This window comes from Methanolobus sp. ZRKC4 (genome assembly GCF_045291305.1).
Classification (GTDB): Archaea; Halobacteriota; Methanosarcinia; order Methanosarcinales; family Methanosarcinaceae; genus Methanolobus.
This window is the reverse complement of sequence record NZ_CP146983.1, coordinates 822,940-844,394: the sequence shown is the minus strand read 5'-3', so window position 1 is coordinate 844,394 and position 21,455 is coordinate 822,940. Positions and strand designations below refer to the sequence as shown.

At 42.1% G+C, this 21,455-nt stretch carries 26 protein-coding genes and 2 tRNA genes; 21 read left to right on the top strand and 7 right to left on the bottom strand.

Annotation, left to right across the window (positions count from 1 at the left end; genetic code table 11):
* Positions 1–3 precede the first annotated feature (3 nt).
* The 5 genes from V7O67_RS04450 to V7O67_RS04430 all read right to left on the bottom strand — a co-directional run bounded on the left by V7O67_RS04450 (position 4) and on the right by V7O67_RS04430 (position 2,773).
* Complete coding sequence (locus tag V7O67_RS04450) at positions 4–285, bottom strand: ubiquitin-like small modifier protein 1 (RefSeq protein WP_342306017.1); 282 nt, start codon at positions 283–285, stop codon at positions 4–6.
* A 96-nt stretch (positions 286–381) separates the two neighbouring features.
* A tRNA-Pro gene (locus tag V7O67_RS04445) sits at positions 382–459 on the bottom strand.
* 199 nt (positions 460–658) lie between these two features.
* Entirely contained in the window at positions 659–1,210 is a 552-nt protein-coding gene (locus tag V7O67_RS04440) for a UbiX family flavin prenyltransferase (RefSeq protein WP_406671024.1), read from the bottom strand.
* Positions 1,210–1,569 (bottom strand): hypothetical protein, encoded by a 360-nt coding sequence (locus V7O67_RS04435; protein WP_342306019.1) that lies wholly within the window; start codon positions 1,567–1,569, stop codon positions 1,210–1,212. Before V7O67_RS04435 ends, V7O67_RS04440 begins: the two co-directional genes overlap by 1 nt.
* Before the next feature lies 1 nt (position 1,570).
* Positions 1,571–2,773 (bottom strand): HD domain-containing protein, encoded by a 1,203-nt coding sequence (locus tag V7O67_RS04430; protein ID WP_342306401.1) that lies wholly within the window; start codon positions 2,771–2,773, stop codon positions 1,571–1,573.
* 58 nt (positions 2,774–2,831) lie between these two features.
* Here V7O67_RS04430 and cofD point away from each other — a divergent pair, with 58 nt between their 5' ends.
* The 13 genes from cofD to V7O67_RS04365 all read left to right on the top strand — a co-directional run bounded on the left by cofD (position 2,832) and on the right by V7O67_RS04365 (position 14,470).
* On the top strand, positions 2,832–3,752 hold the full coding sequence (gene cofD / locus V7O67_RS04425; protein WP_406671022.1) for a 2-phospho-L-lactate transferase: 921 nt from the start codon (positions 2,832–2,834) through the stop codon (positions 3,750–3,752).
* Between the two features lie 148 nt (positions 3,753–3,900).
* Positions 3,901–4,308: a hypothetical protein gene (locus tag V7O67_RS04420; RefSeq protein ID WP_406671021.1), complete on the top strand. Its 408-nt coding sequence runs from the start codon at positions 3,901–3,903 to the stop codon at positions 4,306–4,308.
* Between the two features lie 60 nt (positions 4,309–4,368).
* A complete protein-coding gene (locus tag V7O67_RS04415) occupies positions 4,369–5,490 on the top strand; it encodes an ATP-binding protein (protein WP_406671019.1) in 1,122 nt (373 codons plus the stop codon).
* Positions 5,483–7,084, top strand: a complete 1,602-nt coding sequence (locus V7O67_RS04410) for a VWA domain-containing protein (protein ID WP_406671017.1) — start codon at positions 5,483–5,485, stop codon at positions 7,082–7,084. The genes V7O67_RS04415 and V7O67_RS04410 overlap by 8 nt, the downstream gene beginning before the upstream one ends.
* 59 nt (positions 7,085–7,143) lie before the next feature.
* Positions 7,144–7,707: a hypoxanthine/guanine phosphoribosyltransferase gene (gene hpt, locus V7O67_RS04405; protein ID WP_406671015.1), complete on the top strand. Its 564-nt coding sequence runs from the start codon at positions 7,144–7,146 to the stop codon at positions 7,705–7,707.
* Positions 7,700–8,695, top strand: coding sequence for a diphthamide biosynthesis enzyme Dph2 (gene dph2 / locus V7O67_RS04400; protein ID WP_342306026.1), 996 nt, complete (start codon positions 7,700–7,702; stop codon positions 8,693–8,695). The genes hpt and dph2 overlap by 8 nt, the downstream gene beginning before the upstream one ends.
* Positions 8,696–8,697: 2 nt before the next feature.
* Positions 8,698–9,285: an METTL5 family protein gene (locus tag V7O67_RS04395; RefSeq protein ID WP_342306027.1), complete on the top strand. Its 588-nt coding sequence runs from the start codon at positions 8,698–8,700 to the stop codon at positions 9,283–9,285.
* A gap of 221 nt (positions 9,286–9,506) precedes the next feature.
* Positions 9,507–10,181, top strand: coding sequence for an exosome complex RNA-binding protein Csl4 (locus V7O67_RS04390; RefSeq protein WP_342306028.1), 675 nt, complete (start codon positions 9,507–9,509; stop codon positions 10,179–10,181).
* Between the two features lie 36 nt (positions 10,182–10,217).
* A complete protein-coding gene (locus V7O67_RS04385) occupies positions 10,218–10,496 on the top strand; it encodes a DNA-directed RNA polymerase subunit L (RefSeq protein WP_342306029.1) in 279 nt (92 codons plus the stop codon).
* 161 nt (positions 10,497–10,657) lie between these two features.
* Positions 10,658–11,821 carry an O-phospho-L-seryl-tRNA:Cys-tRNA synthase gene (pscS, locus tag V7O67_RS04380; RefSeq protein WP_406671013.1) on the top strand — a complete coding sequence of 388 codons (1,164 nt, stop codon included), beginning with the start codon at positions 10,658–10,660 and terminating at the stop codon, positions 11,819–11,821.
* Positions 11,822–12,523: 702 nt separating this feature from the next.
* Entirely contained in the window at positions 12,524–12,991 is a 468-nt protein-coding gene (locus V7O67_RS04375; protein ID WP_342306031.1) for a hypothetical protein, read from the top strand.
* Between the two features lie 122 nt (positions 12,992–13,113).
* Positions 13,114–13,980 (top strand): hypothetical protein, encoded by an 867-nt coding sequence (locus V7O67_RS04370; RefSeq protein WP_342306032.1) that lies wholly within the window; start codon positions 13,114–13,116, stop codon positions 13,978–13,980.
* Positions 13,981–14,278: 298 nt separating this feature from the next.
* Positions 14,279–14,470: a CxxC-x17-CxxC domain-containing protein gene (locus V7O67_RS04365; RefSeq protein ID WP_406656522.1), complete on the top strand. Its 192-nt coding sequence runs from the start codon at positions 14,279–14,281 to the stop codon at positions 14,468–14,470.
* Positions 14,471–14,830: 360 nt separating this feature from the next.
* Here the strand turns inward: V7O67_RS04365 and V7O67_RS04360 are convergent, their stop codons facing one another.
* Entirely contained in the window at positions 14,831–15,034 is a 204-nt protein-coding gene (locus V7O67_RS04360; protein WP_342306033.1) for a YwbE family protein, read from the bottom strand.
* Between the two features lie 199 nt (positions 15,035–15,233).
* On the opposite strand from V7O67_RS04360, the gene V7O67_RS04355 reads away from it, so the two are divergent.
* A complete protein-coding gene (locus V7O67_RS04355) occupies positions 15,234–15,473 on the top strand; it encodes a hypothetical protein (RefSeq protein ID WP_342306035.1) in 240 nt (79 codons plus the stop codon).
* A 159-nt stretch (positions 15,474–15,632) separates the two neighbouring features.
* On the opposite strand, the gene V7O67_RS04350 is transcribed toward V7O67_RS04355, so the two are convergent.
* A tRNA-Thr gene (locus V7O67_RS04350) sits at positions 15,633–15,706 on the bottom strand.
* A 99-nt stretch (positions 15,707–15,805) separates the two neighbouring features.
* On the opposite strand from V7O67_RS04350, the gene V7O67_RS04345 reads away from it, so the two are divergent.
* From V7O67_RS04345 to V7O67_RS04315, 7 genes are all read left to right on the top strand, one after another.
* Complete coding sequence (locus tag V7O67_RS04345) at positions 15,806–16,360, top strand: aldolase (RefSeq protein ID WP_406671010.1); 555 nt, start codon at positions 15,806–15,808, stop codon at positions 16,358–16,360.
* A 58-nt stretch (positions 16,361–16,418) separates the two neighbouring features.
* The gene (locus tag V7O67_RS04340) at positions 16,419–17,030 is read left to right on the top strand and encodes a CDP-alcohol phosphatidyltransferase family protein (protein ID WP_342306037.1); all 612 of its coding nucleotides are present in this window, start codon (positions 16,419–16,421) and stop codon (positions 17,028–17,030) included.
* Positions 17,031–17,091: 61 nt separating this feature from the next.
* Entirely contained in the window at positions 17,092–17,535 is a 444-nt protein-coding gene (locus V7O67_RS04335; protein ID WP_342306038.1) for an archease, read from the top strand.
* A gap of 114 nt (positions 17,536–17,649) precedes the next feature.
* Entirely contained in the window at positions 17,650–19,116 is a 1,467-nt protein-coding gene (locus V7O67_RS04330) for an RtcB family protein (protein ID WP_406671007.1), read from the top strand.
* 333 nt (positions 19,117–19,449) lie between these two features.
* Positions 19,450–19,923, top strand: a complete 474-nt coding sequence (locus V7O67_RS04325; protein ID WP_406671006.1) for a PUA domain-containing protein — start codon at positions 19,450–19,452, stop codon at positions 19,921–19,923.
* 143 nt (positions 19,924–20,066) lie between these two features.
* Positions 20,067–20,900, top strand: coding sequence for an acyltransferase (locus V7O67_RS04320; RefSeq protein WP_406671004.1), 834 nt, complete (start codon positions 20,067–20,069; stop codon positions 20,898–20,900).
* Between the two features lie 106 nt (positions 20,901–21,006).
* Complete coding sequence (locus V7O67_RS04315) at positions 21,007–21,348, top strand: hypothetical protein (protein WP_406671002.1); 342 nt, start codon at positions 21,007–21,009, stop codon at positions 21,346–21,348.
* The last annotated feature ends 107 nt before the right edge of the window (positions 21,349–21,455 follow it).

The window sequence follows — 21,455 nt, the reverse complement described above, 5'->3', positions numbered from 1 at the left end:
AATTCATCCGCCTGATACGGGAGGGAAAACCCCCAGCTCGTCATCGTCATTGAGGATAGTAGCCAGTCCTTCCATGTGTTTGATGTTGTTTCCATTAAGGAACACATTGATGTAACCGCAAAGTTTCACGTCTTCACCTGTTTCAAATATGAGTTCATTCAAAGGAGGATATTGCTCTGTAAGGGTAAACAGAACGTCCTTTACAGTATCCCCTGTAAATGTTAATGAGGATGTTTGTGCAATCTCTCTTAAGTTTGCAAAAAGTTTCACCTTAACGTTTGCCATGGGGACATTATTCACTACGGATATGTTATAAAACTAATCCATGCGAAAATCTACAAAATATTGAAAATCAGCATAATAAACAATTAAAAAAAGTTTTGGTGGGATAGCGCGGATTTGAACCGCAGTCCAAGCGTCCCAAACGCTCGAGGATGGACCAAGCTACCCTACTATCCCAATCAGAAGGGGTAGCTTTGAAATGGCATATATTATATAAAAAGGTTTCGTGAGAATGAGGATACCATGGACAAAAATGAAGAAAAAACCAATGAAAAAAGCATTATGATAAGAGAAATGGGTGTTGTAAGGATTCCCATTAGTCTCTAAAAAGTATTTTATTGAAATATATCTTCTGAAACGACAGGATTAAGCCCTATCACTTCCAGCGTTTGTAAACCTCATTATCGATTCCTATCAAATCAAGTGCGCGTCCTGCCATTGAATTAATAAGATCATCCAGGGTCTTTGGCCTGGAATAGAATCCGGGACAAGCCGGAAGTATAATCGCACCTGCTTTCTCAAGTTTGAGCATGTTCTCAAGATGTATCTGGTTAAGTGGCGTTTCCCGTGGCATGAGAACAAGTTTTCTTTTCTCTTTGAGACATACGTCTGCTGCACGTCCCAGAAGGTTATCAGACATACCACCTGCGATCTCACCGAGTGTCTTCATGCTGCAGGGAGCAACTATCATTCCCGCGAACCTGTGTGAACCACTTGCAATGGGTGCGGTGAATTCATTTTCATCATATAGTGCATCTGCAAGCCCTTCGACGTAACTTAGCTCATAGTCTGTTTCTATCTCGATTATCTGCTTTGCAGCCCTTGTTATGACTAGATGAGCCATAATGTCTGTTTTAGAAAGAACCTCCAGCAAACGAATCCCATAAGCAGAACCAGATGCCCCGCTGATACCTATTACTATTTCCATTAGAAACCCTCATGAATAATTACAGATAGTTCGTCAATCATTTTTTCTGAAACTGAGACAATTTCCACTATCTCTTTTTTCGTAATGTTGTCAAGATGAATACCAACTATAAAGACCGACGTAGATTTGCTGGCTTCACTGAATACCTTTGCTCCAAGTAACGCAATATCCATTTCCCTGTGTCCTGGGTTCGTTATCACCGAAGATGATGCCCTGCCAGAAGATCCATCATAAAAACCCACGGCTACCGCCCCAACATGTTCTTCCCCACCTGTAAGGCAGGCAATATAATCGTCTCCTGCCTTTTTCCATTCAAGTGTAAGACTTATCCTGCCCACCACCTTTCTTATCTGATACATCTTACACCTCCATCTCATTCAGACGGAACTGTTTTGTTGTCCTCTTTACATCAAAGAAGACTTTCGCAGCCTTAGTCACTTCATCTCTGTATTCTTTTGGAGTGTAGACTCCCATTTTCCAGTTATCGTGGTGGGCCTGTTCAAGTGTTGCCACAATATTTGAAGCTTCATCCAGGTGCAACATCCTGTTATTTACCTTCACAAGCGCTTTCATTTCAGCTATCTCAGGACTCTTAGGAATATCTATAAGAACATTTTTAGGCTCAATACCAACATCTTCTGCGATCTCTATTTCTATTCTTTCGATGTGCTTTCGATGTTTGAGCACCCCTTCACCAACCTCATCAAACCCTACATATAAGGCCCTCTTGTGGAGCTTCCTGTTATCCAGTTTAGCTGCCAGTTCCCCGGCATAGCCATCGTCATTACGTATCATTTCAAACAGTCTGGAATCATCCATTTTTCGCAGATCAAAAGCATTTAATGAATCCTTTTGAATGAGATCATCCACTGCTCTTGTGAACATGGTCTCCCCTATTCGGGAAACATGGTGATAATAAACAGAAGGATGCATCAGGAACCTGGAAACAAGAAGGGACTCGGCTGCCTTGACACCACCTGCACTTACAACAAGTTTGTTCTCATAGAACGTCATCTCATTTATGAGCCTGACGTGGTCCACAAGACCAAACGCCACTCCAGTATAGTAAGAATCCCTAACAAGGTAATCCATTCGGTCTACATCTATCTCACTGTTGAGTATCTTTCCAAGGTCTGTCTTTCCCTGAATGTGGTCCTCGATTGTTGCGGGGTTTAAACCATTTTCACTTAATATATCCCCTATCTCACCCTTTTTCAGCATTTCCCTGACATCCTCATGCCGTTGTCTTGTATAGTGTTTGGTAAGACCTTCAGTAACATGCGAAAATGGACCATGTCCGACATCATGAAGAAGGGCTGCAACCTTTAATTCCTCTTTTTCATCATCGGCTACAGAATCTATTTTCCCAATTAGCATGCTTGCAAGATGCATCACGCCAAGGGAATGTTCAAAACGAGTATGATTCGCTCCAGGATACACAAGGTTTGACAGCCCAAGCTGGCTTATCCTTCTAAGACGTTGGACCTGAGGGGAATCTATAAGTGATAACGTGAGCGTGTCAAGCTCAATATAACCATGAATCGGGTCACGGATGACTTTCATATATTTCAAATATGCGTCATCTTATAATGATATTCCGATAAGGCACAGGTGAAAGTAAATGATCATCTTCTCAGGCGGAACAGGCACACCAAAATTATTGAACGGTCTTCGTAAAGTGATTCCTGAACAGGACATCACAGTCGTGGTGAATACCGCAGAGGACCTGTGGGTGTCCGGGAACCTTGTAACACCTGACATTGATACTGTCCTTTACCTCTTCTCGGACAGGATAGATCTCAAAAAATGGTGGGGTATCGAAGGTGATACCTTCCGAACCCATGAGACTATGAAATCTTTGGGGCACAGGGAAAGGATGATGCTGGGAGATCTTGACCGTGCGACCCATATAATGCGCTCGGACCTCATTCGTAGTGGAATGACACTTACAGAAGCCATAACTCAGCTTTGCCGATCCTTTGGAGTGAAAGCAAAGGTGTTACCCATGTCCAATGATCCGGTATCTTCCATGATAAGCACACCAGAAGGAAAAAGGCATTTCCAGGATTTCTGGATTGGCAAGCGCGGGGAACCCGAGGTGCTTGACGTGTTCCAGGAAGGCATTAACAGGGCTTCCATATCACCTGCAGTGCTGCGCGCGCTGGAGAATGATGACAAGGTGCTTATCGGACCAAGCAACCCAATAACAAGCATCGGTCCTATAGCAGGGCTTCCGGGAATGGTGGATATCCTTCGGAAGAAAAAAGTGATTGCCGTAAGTCCCATTATAGGAAAGGAACCTGTAAGCGGACCCGCCGGGAAACTAATGCACGCCAGGGGAATTGATGTATCCTCTGCTGGTGTTGCTTCTTACTATTCTGATTTCCTTGAGCACATGGTGCTCGATAAACGTGATACAGCTGATGAGAAAAGGTTTACTGATCTCGCCTGTGATGTGTCCAGAACTGATACTTTGATGAAGTCCGTGAGCGTAAGTAGTAATCTGTCCAGACATATACTCGAACAGTTCAGAATAATGTAGAACTCTGCAATAGTTCTGCTGTTTTTTCTTTTTATTGCCCTTGACACCACTAAATATTTTAATACATATATTTTTATTATTTTAATGCATATACTGGCTATCTTCAATTAGAGGGAATACCATACAAAACAGACTCCAAGGTGAAACTGTGGGTGATGAATGGAAAATTGATCTGAAGATCCCTGACATAGGGATGATGGTTACGCTTATGACAACTGCGATCTGCTCAGTAATAATGGGCGCCGCAGAAATTGCATACACCATGTTATGGATCACGGCTTCGTATGTGAGACATGGGAAAGACTTTTTTCTTGATCTTTTGAATGCAAAGGCTCTTACATGGACAGCAGAGTACATCCTCGTAGCAGGGTCACTGTTACTGTTGTCATCGATTCTTTTCCTGCTAAGTTCTTCATTCTCGTTGTATGAACTTAATGGACTTGCAAAGAATGCAGAAAAGAAAGTGCATATCAGAATAGTGTTTAGTTTTTTTGTAGGAGGCCTTATACTCTTGTTCCTGGCCCTGATTTCTGCGATAATTCTAAGGTATCTGTAAATTCAACTGACAAACAACAAGTGACAATATGTAAGATTTTATGCTGAAAAAGGCGATAATATGAGTTCAAACATTACCGGAACAATAAAAGAAGTTCCAAAAACCGTGGAAGGCCCTTCACAATATCTGGATGATATTGCCCGCAAGGCCACAAAAACGGAAAGGGTACTCTACCCGGTATCTGCTATTGTGGGTCAGGAAAAAATGCTCCGGGCCTTAATACTGAATACTATTAATTCATCAATCGGCGGGGTACTTATACGAGGTCAGAAAGGAACCGCTAAATCAACGGCTATAAGAGGACTTGCAGAAGTGCTTCCTGAAATAGAGGTCGTGGATGGGTGCAGATTCAACTGCGATCCTTCTGATCCTGAAAAATTCTGCTGGGAATGTCTGGAAAAGAAAATGAATGGCAACCTGCGGGTTCACAAGCGCCAGATGAAGGTCGTGGACCTGCCGGTAGGTGCTACAGAGGACAGGGTTGTAGGCAGTCTTGATATCGAGAAGGCGGTCCGTCAGGGAGTCCAGGCTTTTGATCCGGGCATACTTGCCCAGGCTAACAGGGGTATCCTCTATGTTGACGAGATCAACCTGCTTGATGATTTTGTAGTGGACGCGTTGCTTGATGCCGCGGCGATGGGTGTTAATACCGTTGAGCGTGAAGGTGTAAGTGTCAGCCATCCTGCAAACTTTATCATCGTAGGCAGCATGAACCCTGAGGAGGGTGAATTGAGGCCGCAGCTACTTGACAGGATTGCCCTGCAGGTAGAAGTTACAGGTATCTACGATGTAGAGCAGCGTATCGAGATTGTTGAGAGAAGGAATCAGTTCAATGATGATCCCAAGCATTTCATACGTGAGTTCGAGACGGAGCAGGATAAACTGCGCTCAAAGATACTCAAGGCTATTCAACTGCTTCCAAGGGTAGCGACCACCAGGGATAACCTGCGCACGATAGCCGAAATATGCATTGCTTTTAATGTTGATGGCCACCGCGCCGATATCATGATCGAGCGTGCAGCCCGTACCAATGCTGCTTATGAGGGCAGGGAACGTATCACAAATGATGATATCATCGAAGCTGCGGAGATGGTTCTGCCGCACAGGATGCGCAAAAAGCCTTTCGAGGAAGAAGAGTTCAGCGCAGACCAGTTACGTGCCGTAGTAGAGGGCAATGTCTAAAATCGGGTGGGGAATGAGCAGCGAAGAAACTATCCTGCGTCTGCGCAGGAATCTTTCAAGAAACTATGACATCAGGGTGATGTACATAGGCGAACCAGTGCTTGGCCTGCGCGTCCCCAGAACCTCAGTTTCTGAATTATCAAAGGAAGACACTGAGACTCTGTATGATAACCTGTATTCAAATATGGAGCAAATAAGGCCTGCTGAGATAGAGGATGTTTACATTGTGAGTGATTCGGATCACATGGCAATGACTCCGGAGGTATTCTTTAAGCCCCTTATAGGTACATCAGATACTGCAGTAGTAGCAGCATTCAAAAATCAACAGGATAATGCACCGCAAAATTATGCAGTTGTACTACCTGCTGAGATGGCTGACCCGGACAGTTCATTGGTTGCTGATGTGTTACCTGCGGATACTTTTGTTCAGTCTGCGAAAAAGGAATCTTATGAAGATGAACGCAATAAATCAGTTTTTGATGATCTGCTAAAACCCGAGGCAAATGAAACTGATGAACCAACGAAGGAATTTACTTTTGAGGGACCCCATCAAGCAGTATTTGAAGAAAGTATCTTTGAGTCATATTCCCCCGTTTGCCTGCATGAACCTGAAGTGTTTGTAGAGCTGACCCCAAAGGAATACGTCCCTATCCTCAGTCATGATGAACTGGAAGCAGAATTTGGAAGTGGATCAACGTCAAGTTGTGAAAAATCAAGCTCAGAAAAATTGCTTGAAGACCTGAAAGATGACAAGACAGTAGGAAAGATACTCAACGATTTTGCCAGGAATTCCCAGAAGAAAAGGCTTGCTTCCGGAAGGCTCAAATCCGGCAGGCGTGCAGAGGTATTGACCAAGGGTAAACGCGGCCGTTATGTCAGGTACAGGATGCCCGGAGAGAAGATAACGGATATTGCTATTGCTCCGACTGTACGTGCAGCGGCTTTCCATGCAAAGGACGGGAAGATCGAGATAAAAAAGAGCGATATAAGGGAAAAAGTGCGCAGAAGACGTATCTCCAGCCTGATAAATATTGTTTTTGATACTTCCGGCTCCATGGATGACCATAAGAAAATACGGATTACAACCGATGTAGTTATAGCCCTGCTGAAGGATGCCTACCAGAAGCGTGACAGGGTATCCCTTGTAACCTATTGTGGAAGGTCTGCAGAGATTGCGCTTCCTTTCACCTCATCTGTAGAGGCTGCCAAACGATACCTTGAGAAAGTACCCTTCGGAGGTACTACACCCATGGCTTCAGGTATGCTCACCGGACTGGATACATTGCTGAGAGAATTAAAAAAAGAGCCATCTGCGGTTCCTATTATGGTTCTTGTTACAGACGGGACAGCTAACTGTTCGCTTAACCTGGGTGGTAATATCAGAAGGGAGATCATGCAGGTCTGCAGGCAACTTTCCCTGCACCATATTAATGTCCTGGTAATCGATATCAGTGAGAATGGTTCAAAGCTTTCCAGGGATGTTGCTATGCAGAGTAACGGTAGTTACTATCATCCAAGATCTCTTAGCAAAGAAGATATCTATTCCGCCATAAGGCAGGAAAGAGATGAAAAAACAGCTTTTGTGGCAGTATAACCATGGAGTTTTAATTTAACGGTCTGGTTTTATATATTGGCAGGCTGTAAGCCATAACTATGCTTGAGAAACTTCATGAATCATTATTGAATGCTCCTATTGTCCGCAGGGGCGAATACTACTATTTCATTCATCCTGTATCCGATGGTGTTCCGCAGCTTAAACCTGAGCTTCTAGAGGAGATCACAGAACACATATTAGGAATGGTCAGCAAAGATTTTGATAAGATACTTGCTATAGAAGCCATGGGTATCCCACTTGCCACAGCAATATCCATGAAAACAGGCATTCCATTCACAATTATCAGAAAAAGGCCGTATGAACTTGAAGGCGAGATCAAGCTTTCACAGGAAACGGGTTACTCAAAAGGCGAGCTTTATGTAAATGATGTCAAAAAAGGAGACAAGGTGCTTATCGTTGATGATGTCATAAGCACAGGTGGCACTCTTGAATCATTAATGAAAGCTCTTGAAGGCATTGGCGCCGTTGTCACAGACACCATCGTTATTATTGAACGCGGTGATGGCCTTTCAAGATTAAAGAATATGGGAATCAATGTTAAGACTCTGGTACGTATCGATGTAACTGAAAAAGGTGTTTCCATAGAGGATGCTCATGAGTGAAGGAGAAGCTTTTGATTTTCAGCTTGACCGTATCATCTCTGTCATTAAGGATACAGATGCGAAGGTCATAGGATTACAGTTCCCGGAAGGTTTCAAAAGGCGCTCCCCAGCAATTGCCTCGCGGATAGAGAATGAAACAGAGGTCACTGTATTCATATCAGGAAATCCATGTTTCGGAGCATGTGACATTGATGTGGCGTTACTTGACAAAGTAGAGATCCTTTTCCACTTTGGCCATGCGCACCTCGATGATAATAAACTTTCACAGAAGGTGTATTTCATTGAGACAAGATCAGCTGTGGATGTTAAGGATGTCGTAAAGCTGGCTGTTGCTAAGCTTCAGGGCCAAAAGATAGGTCTGATAAGCACAGTTCAGCATGTACAGAAACTGGAAGATGCAGCTTCAATTCTCAAAGAGCACGGCAAAGAGTGCATCATATGTACCGGCGATAGTAAGATAGCATATCCTGGGCAGGTACTGGGATGTAATTTCTCTGCTGCAAGGAAAGAAGAGTGTGATGAGTACCTATACATTGGAAGCGGACAGTTTCACCCACTCGGCGTTTCCCTGGCAACAAAGAAACGAGTTCTTATAGCGGATCCATTTGTGAATGAACTTCGTGAGGCTGACAGTTCCAGAATACTCCGGCAAAGAAGTGCGGTGATAGCAAAGTCACTTGATGCTGAGGTATTTGGTATCGTGGTATCTACAAAACCCGGACAGGATCGGACGAAGCTTGCTGAGGAACTGAAGAACATGGCAAAGAAACATGGCAAAAAAGCCCATATCCTCACAATGGATCTTGTCACCCCGGACCAGTTATTGCAGTTCAAGGTGGACTCTTTTGTGAATACGGCATGCCCTCGGCTTGCTATAGATGAAGTCGGAAGGTTCAATGCACCAATGTTGACCCCCATGGAGTTTGAGATCGTGCTTGGTGAGAGGGATTGGGAAGACCTTGTGTTTGATGAGATCACAGGTGAATGAAATTGAAGCAACGAAAGCTTGAGATCTTACTTGAACAGGTAGATGGTTTTGATAAACCCAGTGCTTCCCTTGAACAATATGCCACCCCTGCACTACTTGCTGCTGAGATGTTGCATTTTGCTTACATGCAGGGTGATCTTGAGGGCGATGTGTTCGACCTTGGATGTGGCACAGGAATTCTTGCAATCGGAGCAAAATTACTTGGAGCTGAAAAGGTGGTCGGTTTTGATGTTGACCATAAGGCTTTAGAGATTGCACGGAAAAATGCTGAAAAACTAGGAGTGGATATCGAGTTTGTCCATAACGATATTTTTGAGGTCGATGGGCATGCTGACACGGTTATTATGAACCCTCCATTTGGTGCGCAGACCAAAGGGAGTGACCGACCGTTTCTTTTAAGTGCGTTGAAAGCCAGTGATGTGATATATTCCATTCATAATTGCGGGAGCCATGATTTTATTCATAAGTTCATTGGTGATGCCAGGATAACAGATTGGTACACAACGGCATTTCCAATAAAACGAACATTTAAATTTCATAAAAAAGAAGTAGAAATGGTAAAGGTAGAAATCTATCGCATTGTGCGATAATAATTTATGATTTAATGCAGTTCTTACTTGAAAAATATCATGGATCTTATGCACTTTTATATTGATTTCAAATTATATGAGGGATTCTTATTAGAATAAGAAATAGACGAAAGACTTCACGCAGGAAGATCAAATCATCTAATTCCGAAGACCAGCAGGCTGGCGAAATAGAGGTTCCAGTAAAAGGACCGAAAGCTACTGGTGCACCCACAAAGGGCTCCGTGGATGATAAGAAGAAAAAGGTTCGAAGCAGTGAAGCAGGAAAGAAGAATATGAAACCCAAGAAAGGGTCTACGGAAGAAGATGACATGGATACCGAAGACGACGTTAATATCGAAGAAAGTGTTTTTGTAATGCCTGGTGACTTCGTAGGAACTACGGAAGAGTTCAAGGCAGGTAATGGAACCTATGTCAACGTGGCAGACATCCATTCACTTGGCACCGGGTATGTAATGATAGACCGTAAATCGAGGATTATCTCCATTGTTCCACAGACAACTACCCCGCCTGAAATAGTAGAAGGTGACATCATTGTAGGGAGCGTAGTCAATATGCGTGAGTCCGTTGCACTGGTGGAAATAGGAGCTATCAAGGGAAAGGGTGACCGTGAATTCCAGACCAACGGCGCAGCAGCTATCCACGTATCTAACGTTAAGGATTCATATGTCAAGAACCTCGGCCAGGAGTTTGCTCTTTCAGATGTAGTAAAAGCAAAGGTAATTAATACCCAGAATATGCGTCTGAGTACTGATGGCAAATCTCTCGGAGTTATGAAAGCTTATTGTTCAAAATGCAGGACAGATCTTGTAAAAGACAACAACAGACTAAAATGCCCCATATGTGGTCGCATAGAGAAAAGAAAGATCTCTTCTGACTACGGAACAGGAATTGTCTGAATATTATATTGATAATTATAATTAGGTGAAATAAAGATGGAATTGAAGATCATTGATAAAACTGATGATGAGATGCACCTTGAGATCATAGGTGAAAATCACACTCTTCTCAATATGCTTAAGTCAACTCTTCTCGATGACAAAAGGGTTCAGATAGCAACATATGATATGAAACACGTATCAATAAGTGATCCGATCCTTTTTGTGAGAACAGATGGAGCAGATCCTATAGATGTGGTAAAGGATGCTGCAAGCAGTCTGGTTACCCAGTGTGACGAGTTCATGTCAGTTTTTAAGACCTCTATAGATATCTAAGCAATTTGAAGTAGCACCTTAGGTGCTCCCTCTTTTCTTTTTTAATTATGAGTCAGTCGTGGCTTTGATTCATCTCAAATATAGAAATAATTTACAATGAACATTTTTAACTAGTATTGGAAAGTTCAGTACTCACTATAGTTCAGACCAGAGGAAACATTATGGTACTTGATGACGCAGCACTTAAGAAATTTGGTTTTATCAGACGCGAGCCCAAGGATGCGATTAACATCGATCCTTTACAGACAGGCGGCAAACTTACCGAAGAGGGACGTCAGACTCTTCTTGAATGGGGAGACGGCTATTCAGTCTGTGATTTCTGTGGCGGGGTGCTGGATCTTATCAAGAAGCCCCCGGTTGAGGAATTTGTGCATAATGCCCTGCCGGAGTTTTTGAATACGGATGAGGTGAGAGTCACCCACGGGGCCAGGGAGTCTAAGTTTGCTGTGATGCATTCTATGGCAAAGGAAGGTGACTATGTAGTACTTGATGAGCTTGCCCACTATTCTTCATATGTTGCCGCACAGCGTGCAGGGCTTAACATAAGGACCGTCCCTCACAGCGGCAGCCCGGAATATAAAACGGATGAAGAGGGGTATGCTACTGTGATTGAGGATATTATACGGGAAACCGGTAAGGCACCTGCACTTGCACAGGTGACCTATCCCGATGGTAGCTATGGAAACCTCGCAGATGTAAAAAGGATATCCGACCTTTGCCACAGGTATGATGTACCCCTGATGGTTAACGGTGCTTATTCCGTGGGAAGGATGCCCATTGATGCTAAAAAGATGGGAGCTGATTTTATTGTAGGAAGCGGGCACAAGTCCATGGCTTCTTCCGGTCCGATAGGTGTTCTTGGTGTTAAGGAAGAGTATGCAGACATCGTATTCAAGAAATCTCCTACCCACAAGAAAAAGGAAATCGAGCTTCTGGGCTGTACTGTCAGGGGAGCTCCCCTTATGACTATGATAGCATCTTTTCCACATGTGGTGCAACGCACGAACAAGTGGTATGATGAAGTTGCAGATGCCCGCTGGTTCTCTTCAAGGCTTGAAGACCTCGGGATCATGCAGATGGGAGCTAAGCCTCACGACCATGACCTGATGTTCTTTGAAGCCCCGGTATTGTATGAGATTTCACAGACTGCCAAGAAAGGTCGCTATTTCCTGTACAGAGAGCTGAAACAGAGGAACATCCACGGTATTAAATCGGGACTTACTAAGTATTTCAAGCTCAGTACCTTCCAAGTGGGAAGGGAAAATCTGTCATACGTTGCAGATTCTTTCCAGGAAATCATTGACAAGTACCAAAAAGCAGAATGAAATATCTGTTTGAGTGCTTTCTTTTTTATTTTGGATTTTGACCCGTCATGGCAGTTCATGCCATTGTTTTTTAGCAAATTAGAATACAAAGCTGATGTTGGTACTACGTTCTATTTTTCAATTGTATCTGTGAAAGTATCGGTGTAGTCCATTCTTTTTTCGTAACTATTCAGCCTGGCACGATTTGCCTATTGGTACTGATTTCATCGAAATAGAGATGTCTGCTCACTAACAATCTAACAATCAAAAAAGCAATCAATAGCAACAATCAAAATAAATGATTCTAATGAAATTTACGTTTCAACTTTTTGTCAAGATTGTTATTGATAGCGTTTTTATCAGGCTGAATAGTTACCTTTTTTCTTAATAAAACGTAACTATTCAGCCTACCACAATTAGCCTATTGATACTGATTTAATCAAAACGGAGATGTTTGCTCACTAACAACCTAAGAATCAAAAAAGCAATCAATGACAACAATCAAAATTAATGATCCTAATAAAATGTAGGTCTCAACTTTTTGTCAAGATTGCTATTGATAGTGTTTTTATCAGGCTGAATAGTTACAATAAAACAAAAGCACACCTCAAATAACAATCTTTATATATTTATTAGTACACCTTTATTTATCGCCATCTATGATTGTTTAAATTATGTTGTGTATGGCGGTAGCACATCCATTGGATGTCAAGGAGAGTTTTTATGGAAGATGAAATAATCGGCATTGTTCCGAACATGAAGAGAAGTAAAATGTTAGGTTTATCCTACGATTCATTTACGCTTGTAGCAACGCCTGATACAACTATATTTGCCAAGGTAACAAATGACGTTATGAAGCAGGTTGTCAAGGAGTCCCGTGATCAAGCCAAAGCAGAAGGAAAAGGTTTCTTTGGTCAGTGGGGTGCACAGATGAAGGGTTCTTTCAGGTATGCAGAAAGGTATGCCGGAATGAGCGCACAGGCTGCACTGGCGGAGAATGAAGCTAATTTTTCAATTCCAAATGCAGGTATAAGTTCTATAAAAATAAAGAAAAAGAGTAGCCAGGATGACGATGAGATTCAGATTACGTGGCAGGTCATCATCCAGTCTAATTCAGGCAAGCTGAAATTTAAGACTGATTTTGATCCAAAAGAACATTTGAGAAAAATATACGGTGACAGAGTAAAATGATCTTTTCGTGGAGTAATGTTATTGCTCCATAATTTTCATTTTGTTTCCTCATACATTTACCTCATTTTTCATGATTGTTCTTAAAACAAATCTGATATATACTGCTTTTTCTATTTCTTATTGTGAACAATGATCTCCTTTCCATTCTGAACCAGAGAATTGCCAGTTTTCGCTCGCTACAAGTCGTAGAAGACTACTACCTTGTGTTGGGCGGTGGAAAGATTGGAAGTGATTTTGCCAGGTATTCAAAAGAGCAATCTTTTCCGTTTGTTGTAATTATTGATATTGATGAGAATGCAGATGCTTCAAAAAGTTCAATAATAGTTGACAGGGAGGAACTTTTCAGGCTCATCAGGACTTATAGGGAATCAAAAGAAAACGAAAACAATGTCTATTTCCACTGCATGGATGTTCATGATGTTCCTCTAATTCTGGAAGCCGGTATTCCGGAATACATTATCCCTGCTGTACCTACTCATGCTGTCGTTAATATGGCAATCGATATGCTGGGTTCAATTTATCCCAGGCCATTGATATCAGATCTTGCTTTTGAAGAAAATGATGAAAAGCAGACTGCATATTACTATGATGCCATGTCCGAATTACCAGAGCGAATTGTAGTATTTAACTCTCCCTATGATGGTGTCATTATGTTCTCATATGCTAAAATGGGTGATATCTGTCCTGATAATTGCATGGGACCTGAAAAATACTGTTACAACTTCAAAAGAGAGAAGCCTGAAACTATAACTGCTTATGTTAAGAAGTTACTATCCTCCCATAAGGGTTGGGTATTTGAGAGTTGCCAGATGAAGCCAGGAATTGGCGGAATAAAAGGTATTGACTTTAAAGAACATATGCTGTCTATAATGGAACACGCGAAAGCCGTGAATGAAAAGACTGACACGTATTCTGTTGAGGATAGGATCTTCTTTATTGCGACAACATGTAATTGTCATGGGATAATGAATTTTCTTCAAGTAGTCTGAAATGCCTTTTTTTGTGTTCTTTAATAGTTCAAGTTGCGTTATTTGAACAATTTCAACAAGTTAATTAACAGCAGCGGATTTATATAAAATAGGGTACTGTGTAGATTAATAGTTCGATTGCTCAACGATTTAATAAAGGGTTACTCTGCTTTTAGTGCTTCTTTTAATGATTGCTTGGACATTTGGGTTAGCCGTATTGAAATGAGCAATCTTGTCAGGCTAGTTATAAACCAGTCATGCTGTGCTTCACAATATCGGTTCTGCTGAGCGAACTAAACAAACTTAAGGAGATAAACATATGGGATTCAATAATAACAGAGGCGGAAACAATAGAGGCGGCGGCGGTTTCAGATCAAGCGGTCCAAGAGAGATGCATAAAGCAACTTGTTCAGATTGCAAACAGGAAACAGAAGTACCATTCAAGCCATCTGGTGACAGACCTGTATATTGCAGGGAATGCTTCCAGAAACACAGGCCAGCCAGATACTAGTTATACTTTAGTATAACTACAATTTTTAATAAAAGGTAGATGCGCAACGGTCATTTTTTGATCGGTATCTGCCTGGAAAACTTTTTTTACATTTGTATTTTTTGCCTATAATGTGATTTCTATGGGAGAAATCAGAGAGGAATGTAGATATGAATCTTGAAAGTGTGGTATGTCCGAGCTGTGGGTCACAAATCCTTGCGACAATCCCCCTAAGCCAATCCATTGTTTGTGTTTCAATTAGCTCAGGTAAGCCGGCTGATTTTGGAGCAACATATAAATCCGCATCAAGGTGTACCAGTTGCAAAAAGAGTTTTGCATGCTATACTAAAAATGTCTGATAAGACAACAATATAGAATTGATTATGTGTCAGAGTAGATTTCTTTTACTCTTCCAACCCGACCATCTTCCAATTGTACTTTAATCCCGTGCGGATGCGATGAGGAATTGGTCAGGATTTTCTTGACAACACCCTTGGTTATTTTTCCACTCTTCTGATCTTGCTTGAGAACAATTCCTACGTTTATTCCAATTTTGATATTCTTTCTGGAGCTTCCCGGATTCATGGTGCTAGGTGAGTTTGAGCTTATATAAGGATGTTTATCAGCAGAAAATCAATAGCTCGATATGTAGGAAGCATTTCCGATCTCTTGTGTAAATGCCTTTTGCTTTTGAAAGAACCAAATTATTAATTAGATACATCCGGTTTGCCAAAAAGGTTTTGAGCCACTGGTTTTATATTATACATATCTTGGATGTGAAAATGTGAAGGATGAAAAAAAAGAATACCTTGTACGCAAAGAGATGTATGCGGAAACGGTAAAAAAGAATAAAAAAGTAGGCATGGCAAATATGGTAGTATTCAGTATAGGCTTACTCTTGAAATATTTAGGCAGACCTGAACTTGGAGGTCATTTTATCTGGTTGGGTATCATCATCCTGGTATACGTTTTCGGTTCCAATCTGATGGCAAAATATGAAATGAAAAAATATCAGTTAAAATAGGCGATAAGTATTGCCTTTATATCTTTTTTATCAGTGCCTGGTTCGAGTTTACAGACACGGTATTTTTCTTAATTGAATTGTCGGCAGGTTTTATCGCAATCAAGGGGAGATAAATGTTACACCAAGAGTAATAATTGTATGTCTAAAAAAGTAGTAAAAAGCCCCGGGCGTGATTTGAACACGCGACCTAGTGATTACAAGTCACTCGCTCTGCCGGGCTGAGCCACCGAGGCATCTGTGATAGTAAGTGCTCCGCATCTATTTATGCGATGCACTCCCTTAGATATCATAATCGCAGATAAATTTTATGGTAACAAATACGGAGAAACTCCATGTGGCGTGAAATAGCAAGGATAGGGAAGAAGCTTGTTGATACAGGACTGGTAGAATCTCACTTCGGGAACATCAGTGTAAGGGTAGGCAACAGGATGATAATCACGCGTAGTGGCTCGGCTCTTGATGAAATCACCGAAGATAGTGTAGTGGAGGTCGGGCTTGACGGGACATGTGCACTTGACGTAATTGCTTCTTCCGAAGCCATCGTTCACCGTGCAATTTACAAGAATACCCCTGCGCTTGCAATCGTACATGCTCACTGTCCTTTTGCGGTGACAATGTCCTTGCTTGCAGATGATGAGACAATCGAGCCATCTGACAGCGAGGGGCAGTATTTCCTGGGTGAGATACCAATAATAAAGGGTGGCATTGGTTCTGATGAACTTGCAGGCAACGTTTCCTCGGCGCTTGCTACCCATAAAGCTGCTATCGTTTACAGTCACGGGACCTTTGCAATCGGGCGTGTGCTGGATGAAGCCTATGTCATGACCACCCAGGTGGAGCATTCCTGCAAGATAAAATACTGGTATGACCTTGCAAAGAAAAACTAATCTAATCAAATCCCCGGAAAACGTTAAATCATAAAAATGCTCATTGGATACAATACCCATGACATTCAATGCTCTAAGACCCGTAGCATCAAAAATACTTGAGCCGCTGGCGAAGATAACTGCAGATGCAGGCATATCTCCAAATGCGATATCACTGTTCTCACTTTTGTTTGCAGCACTAGCGGGCTTTTTTTACTACTACTCAGCTTTTGACCCTTTTATTGTATTGATAGCCGGGCTGCTGGTCGCGCTTAACTCTCTGCTTGATGCAATGGATGGACTTATGGCACGCTATCTCAACGTAGCCAGTGCCAAAGGTGACTTTCTCGACCACGTTATAGACCGTTATTCCGATGTATTCATTATTTGTGGCATCTTCTTTGGCGGTTACGTGGACTGGCAGATAGGCACCATAGCCATAGTGGGCGTACTACTCACAAGTTATCTTGGTACGCAGGCACAGGCACTTCGTCTTGGAAGATATTACGGTGGCATTATCGGAAGGGCTGACAGACTGGTGCTCATAATGCTCTCTTCAGTTGTCTATTTTGTGTACCCATCTACAATATACGGATTCTCATCGCTTGGCTGGATGATCATCATCATCGGTGCAGGAAGCCACATAACAGCTTTCCAGCGCATAGTGCACATATGGAAACAGCTTGAATAATGCCGGCAAACACTCACTTGTCGGGGGACTGATTTAATTATACAAGGGTCAATTAAGGTTCATGTCATCTCATATGAACAAGGATTATGAGTATCTGGAACACACAGCTGATGCCAGGTTCCGAGCTTACGGAAAAAGCCTTGAGAAAGCATTCGAGAACGCTGCTCTTGCCATGCTCAATGTCATGGTGGATACAAGTTCGATTAGCAACAATTCTTCGGTGGACGTTGAACTAAGCTCACCTGACCTCGACAGTCTTCTTTTTGACTGGCTTTCTGAGATACTCTTTGTTTTTGAGGTTGACGAAATGGTCTTTGGTCGCGTCAAAGTCAATGAGTTGAATGTCAGTGATGGAGAATGCTCCATGTCTGCAACGCTGTATGGAGAAGCAATGGACCTTTCTGTTCATGTATTTGACACCGAGGTAAAAGCAGCCACATACAACGAGATGAAAATAGAAAAGACAGACGAAGGCTGGATGATACAGGCAACAGTGGATACCTGAATATTTCTGTATTTGTTAATTCCACCAGTTTCTTATTATCAATGTATTCATAAGATTAGAGTATATAGCATTTATACATATTTTACAGGATGAAATTTGGCAAGAGGAATAATGATGTCAGAGGAAAATAATAATTCAGTCTATGATATTCTTACAAAGATCAATGACAACACATGGGAGGTGCCTGTAGGATTTAAGCCGGGAATGAACGTTCCGGGGAGAATCTTTGTGTCTGAGTCACTTCTTCATCTTCTTGAAATGGAAACCCTGGGCCAGGTGGCAAACGTTGCTACCCTGCCGGGAATACAGAAATACTCTATGGCAATGCCTGATGCTCACCTGGGTTATGGTTTTTCAATAGGTGGCGTTGCAGCATTTGATAAGGAATCCGGTATCATCAGTCCCGGAGGGGTAGGTTTTGATATAAACTGCGGAGTACGCCTTATACGCTCCAATCTTTCAGAGGGCGACATCAGGCCTAAACTTCCGGAACTGCTGGATGCTCTGTTTGAGGCAATACCCTCAGGTGTTGGCTCAAAAAGCCGTCGAAAGGTTAATGATAGTGAACTCAATGATATTTTTGTACATGGTGTCCGTTGGGCTGTAGAGAACGGGTATGGAGTAGAAGGAGATATCAGTCATTGTGAGAGCAACGGTATGATGCCAGGGGCAGACCCTTCAAAAGTCAGTATAAAGGCCCGCAAACGAGGAAGGCCCCAGATAGGCACGCTGGGAAGTGGAAACCATTTCCTTGAAGTCCAGTATGTTGACGAGATATATGATGAAGAAGCTGCTTCTGCAATGGGCCTTGAGGAAGGGCAGGTTACTTTCATGATTCATTGCGGCTCGCGTGGTGCGGGTCACCAGATATGTACCGACCATCTGCAGGTGTTGGCACAGGCTTCGAAGAAATATGGAATATCTCTACCTGACAGGCAGCTTGCATGTGCTCCGGCACAGTCACAGGAAGCACAGGACTATTTCAAGGCAATGGTATGTGCCGCAAACTATGCCTGGGTCAACAGGCATGTGATCATGCACTGGACCCGTGAGGTCTTTGAGAAACATTTTGCAGGTGACTTCGGGGACCTTGGTCTTGACCTGGTCTATGATGTAGCTCATAACATAGCGAAGCTCGAAGAGCATAATGTCGACGGGAAGAATACGGAAGTATACGTGCACAGAAAGGGAGCTACACGTGCTTTTCCACCAGGTCATCCTGATCTGCCGGAAAAATATCTTGCTATAGGTCAACCAGTGTTGATTCCCGGAAGCATGGGCACACCTTCATATGTATTATGCAGCAACGAAGGCTCGATGGATATAAGCTTTGGAAGTGCATGTCATGGTGCAGGGCGTGTAATGAGTCGCAAACATGCAAAAAAAGAACTTCGTGGTGAAGAGATTCAGAAAGAGTTGATGTCACAGGGAATAATTGTCAAGGCCAATCAGCCTTCACTCATAGCCGAAGAAGCACCAGCAGTGTACAAATCCAGTAGTGATGTTGTTGATGTCGTGCACAAGCTTGGGATTGCCACAAAGGTTGCACGTGTTCTCCCCATGGGAGTCGTTAAAGGTTAACGTCTGTTAATCTCTTTTTATTTTTTGTTCTATGGTTCCGATGTAAAAAAGATATAACTAACAGGAAATAATTATTTTGAAAAATAGTTTGGCCCTATTATTGAGCAAAGAGGAAACGGGGTTTGTTTGAGGGGATGAATGGTTTTGCTTGGTTACAGTTACTATACCTTTGAATACAGTTACAAGCAGTTAGCCCGCTTCCTCAGTTTATAATTGGTCATTATTATATATAAATCTGTTCGATATTCCTTATATACATTTTCTTGGATTGTCCGGCAGGAGTTTAATCTGTGGACCGCTATCAATTTAATGCTTATACTTTATTTAGCATCTATGCCCGGGACTGAAAAAAATCTTAAAAGAGTGCGTATAATGGCTGATTTCCAGTTTGGAAAAGGCTGTGGAGATGTTCTTTTTCCTGAATGTGTAAATTTCAGGCTTTCAAAAACCAAACGTGTAAGGCAGATTCATCATAATGGAAAGCATGTGGCAACTGTCCGTGCAAAGGATGGTATGCTTACACTCAGCATTGACGGTGCGGCTGCATTGCATGGTATGCTCAAAAAACCGACCTCAAGAGTGGTCATCTGTGAAGATGCGGTACCTTTTGTAGCTAAAGGCAAAACAACCTTTGCAAAACATGTATTGTCCCTTGATCCTGAATTGCGTGCAGACGATGAAGTGATAATTGTTGACGAATCAGACACAATTATGGCAACTGGTCAATTATTATTGTCCCCACATGAAGCTATTTGCATGGAGAGAGGTCCTGCGGTTGATGTAAGGCGCGGGATAGCACAATCTTAGAATAACTATTTATAAATCTATATCTATTAAATACGTGGAAATAAAGTCATAATAATAGCTTTGATAGAGTAAATCCCCAGCCGGAGCGTGAAAACATAGAAGAGGAATTTTTCAAGACTTTTGTTGTTCCGGATAAAACCAGAATGGAAGAACATACGATCGTTGTAGACGGAGATGTCATTGTAGGTAACCACTCGGATATCAGGTACGGCGTAATATCCAATTCATCCATACTGGGAGAAAGGGTACAACTTGCCGGGGACCTGGTCTCTAAATCAGATGTGAGGATAGATATCTGGTCACAGATAGGTGGGAATGTCAAGACTGATTCAAACGCCTACATCGGTGAGTTCGTTTCCATAGATGGTAAGCTCGTTGTGAAAGGAGATCTGGATATCGGTAATGATGTCAAGATCAACGGTGGTTTTGAGGCCAAGGGTTGGATAGTCGTACGTAATCCTATTCCTGTCATGGTCTATCTTTTCCTTTACATAAGTGAACTCTTAAGGCTTGGAAAAGACGAAGAAGTTGAAAAGGCGTTAGAAGACCTCTTTGATGATGAAGATCTCGAATCAATAGGTTCCAACAGTATGATTATCCCCAACGGTTCCAAGATTTCCATGGACGCCATCAAGGTGCCTTCAAAGGCAGTCATTGGAAACGATTGCCGGCTGGTGGGCAATATCCGTGCAACTTCCCTTGAAATGGAAAGTGGAACAACTCTCTATGGAAGTGTCCGCACTATTCAGGATGTAAAACTTGGAACAGACAATATAATCCATGGTAACATTATCTCAAGAGGTAATGTGTACGTTGCTGCCGGCACCCATATTCTGGGCGAGATTAATTCTCAGTCTGTGACAATCCATGAAACTGCTCGTGTGGATGGTGTAATGCGTGCACCAGGGGGCCTTATCTTTGAGCGTGAAGATGAAGGTGCTTTGAGCGATAATGAGCTGATGGAACTGGATATTTAATTATATGCATGTATTTATATATAATAACACACAATCATCCATTGATGAAACTGGATATTCAATGATATATGCAGTATTATACACATAAATTAATGAGGGGCTGGTTATGAATTCGATTGAAATGTTCAATTTCATAGATCTTGCAGTCCGTCTGTGCATAGTTATTTTATCGTTGCTGACATCGTACTTACTTTTGAAAATAGATGCTGATGTTATACGCTCACGCATATACGTTTCTTTTAAAAATCTGAAAAAATACTTTATATTCCTGACGTTTGGTTTTGTGCTTTATCTTTTTGAAGCATTGATTACTATTAATTCCATTGTGGGAAGCACACAGCACGACCCAGTAAAAGGTGCCATTCTTACAATTTTCCAGCTTTCGATTCTTATATTCCTTTATCACCTCTATATAGCGATAAAGGTTCCAGACAGATGCATTCTTTAAAGTGGTCGTTAACCTCACCGGTGGTCTGACATCACTTCTATTTTTCTTTTTTTCATTTGTATCGATAGTCAGATTTAAAAGAAGTTCTAATATTATAGTGGACAGGT

What these genes read in the sequence shown, in the direction of transcription:
- V7O67_RS04325 (WP_406671006.1), top strand. Translation starts at nt 19,450, where the DNA reads ATGCCCGGGACTGAAAAAAATCTTAAAAGAGTGCGTATAATGGCTGAT.
- V7O67_RS04430 (WP_342306401.1), bottom strand. Translation starts at nt 2,773, where the DNA reads ATGAAAGTCATCCGTGACCCGATTCATGGTTATATTGAGCTTGACACG.
- V7O67_RS04345 (WP_406671010.1), top strand. Translation starts at nt 15,806, where the DNA reads ATGTGGCGTGAAATAGCAAGGATAGGGAAGAAGCTTGTTGATACAGGA.
- V7O67_RS04375 (WP_342306031.1), top strand. Translation starts at nt 12,524, where the DNA reads ATGGAAGATGAAATAATCGGCATTGTTCCGAACATGAAGAGAAGTAAA.
- dph2 (WP_342306026.1), top strand. Translation starts at nt 7,700, where the DNA reads ATGAGTGAAGGAGAAGCTTTTGATTTTCAGCTTGACCGTATCATCTCT.
- V7O67_RS04415 (WP_406671019.1), top strand. Translation starts at nt 4,369, where the DNA reads ATGAGTTCAAACATTACCGGAACAATAAAAGAAGTTCCAAAAACCGTG.
- V7O67_RS04335 (WP_342306038.1), top strand. Translation starts at nt 17,092, where the DNA reads ATGTCATCTCATATGAACAAGGATTATGAGTATCTGGAACACACAGCT.
- V7O67_RS04330 (WP_406671007.1), top strand. Translation starts at nt 17,650, where the DNA reads ATGTCAGAGGAAAATAATAATTCAGTCTATGATATTCTTACAAAGATC.
- V7O67_RS04435 (WP_342306019.1), bottom strand. Translation starts at nt 1,569, where the DNA reads ATGTATCAGATAAGAAAGGTGGTGGGCAGGATAAGTCTTACACTTGAA.
- V7O67_RS04360 (WP_342306033.1), bottom strand. Translation starts at nt 15,034, where the DNA reads ATGAATCCGGGAAGCTCCAGAAAGAATATCAAAATTGGAATAAACGTA.
- V7O67_RS04410 (WP_406671017.1), top strand. Translation starts at nt 5,483, where the DNA reads ATGTCTAAAATCGGGTGGGGAATGAGCAGCGAAGAAACTATCCTGCGT.
- hpt (WP_406671015.1), top strand. Translation starts at nt 7,144, where the DNA reads ATGCTTGAGAAACTTCATGAATCATTATTGAATGCTCCTATTGTCCGC.
- V7O67_RS04385 (WP_342306029.1), top strand. Translation starts at nt 10,218, where the DNA reads ATGGAATTGAAGATCATTGATAAAACTGATGATGAGATGCACCTTGAG.
- V7O67_RS04320 (WP_406671004.1), top strand. Translation starts at nt 20,067, where the DNA reads ATGGAAGAACATACGATCGTTGTAGACGGAGATGTCATTGTAGGTAAC.
- V7O67_RS04340 (WP_342306037.1), top strand. Translation starts at nt 16,419, where the DNA reads ATGACATTCAATGCTCTAAGACCCGTAGCATCAAAAATACTTGAGCCG.
- pscS (WP_406671013.1), top strand. Translation starts at nt 10,658, where the DNA reads ATGGTACTTGATGACGCAGCACTTAAGAAATTTGGTTTTATCAGACGC.
- V7O67_RS04440 (WP_406671024.1), bottom strand. Translation starts at nt 1,210, where the DNA reads ATGGAAATAGTAATAGGTATCAGCGGGGCATCTGGTTCTGCTTATGGG.
- V7O67_RS04365 (WP_406656522.1), top strand. Translation starts at nt 14,279, where the DNA reads ATGGGATTCAATAATAACAGAGGCGGAAACAATAGAGGCGGCGGCGGT.
- V7O67_RS04315 (WP_406671002.1), top strand. Translation starts at nt 21,007, where the DNA reads ATGAATTCGATTGAAATGTTCAATTTCATAGATCTTGCAGTCCGTCTG.
- cofD (WP_406671022.1), top strand. Translation starts at nt 2,832, where the DNA reads ATGATCATCTTCTCAGGCGGAACAGGCACACCAAAATTATTGAACGGT.
- V7O67_RS04450 (WP_342306017.1), bottom strand. Translation starts at nt 285, where the DNA reads ATGGCAAACGTTAAGGTGAAACTTTTTGCAAACTTAAGAGAGATTGCA.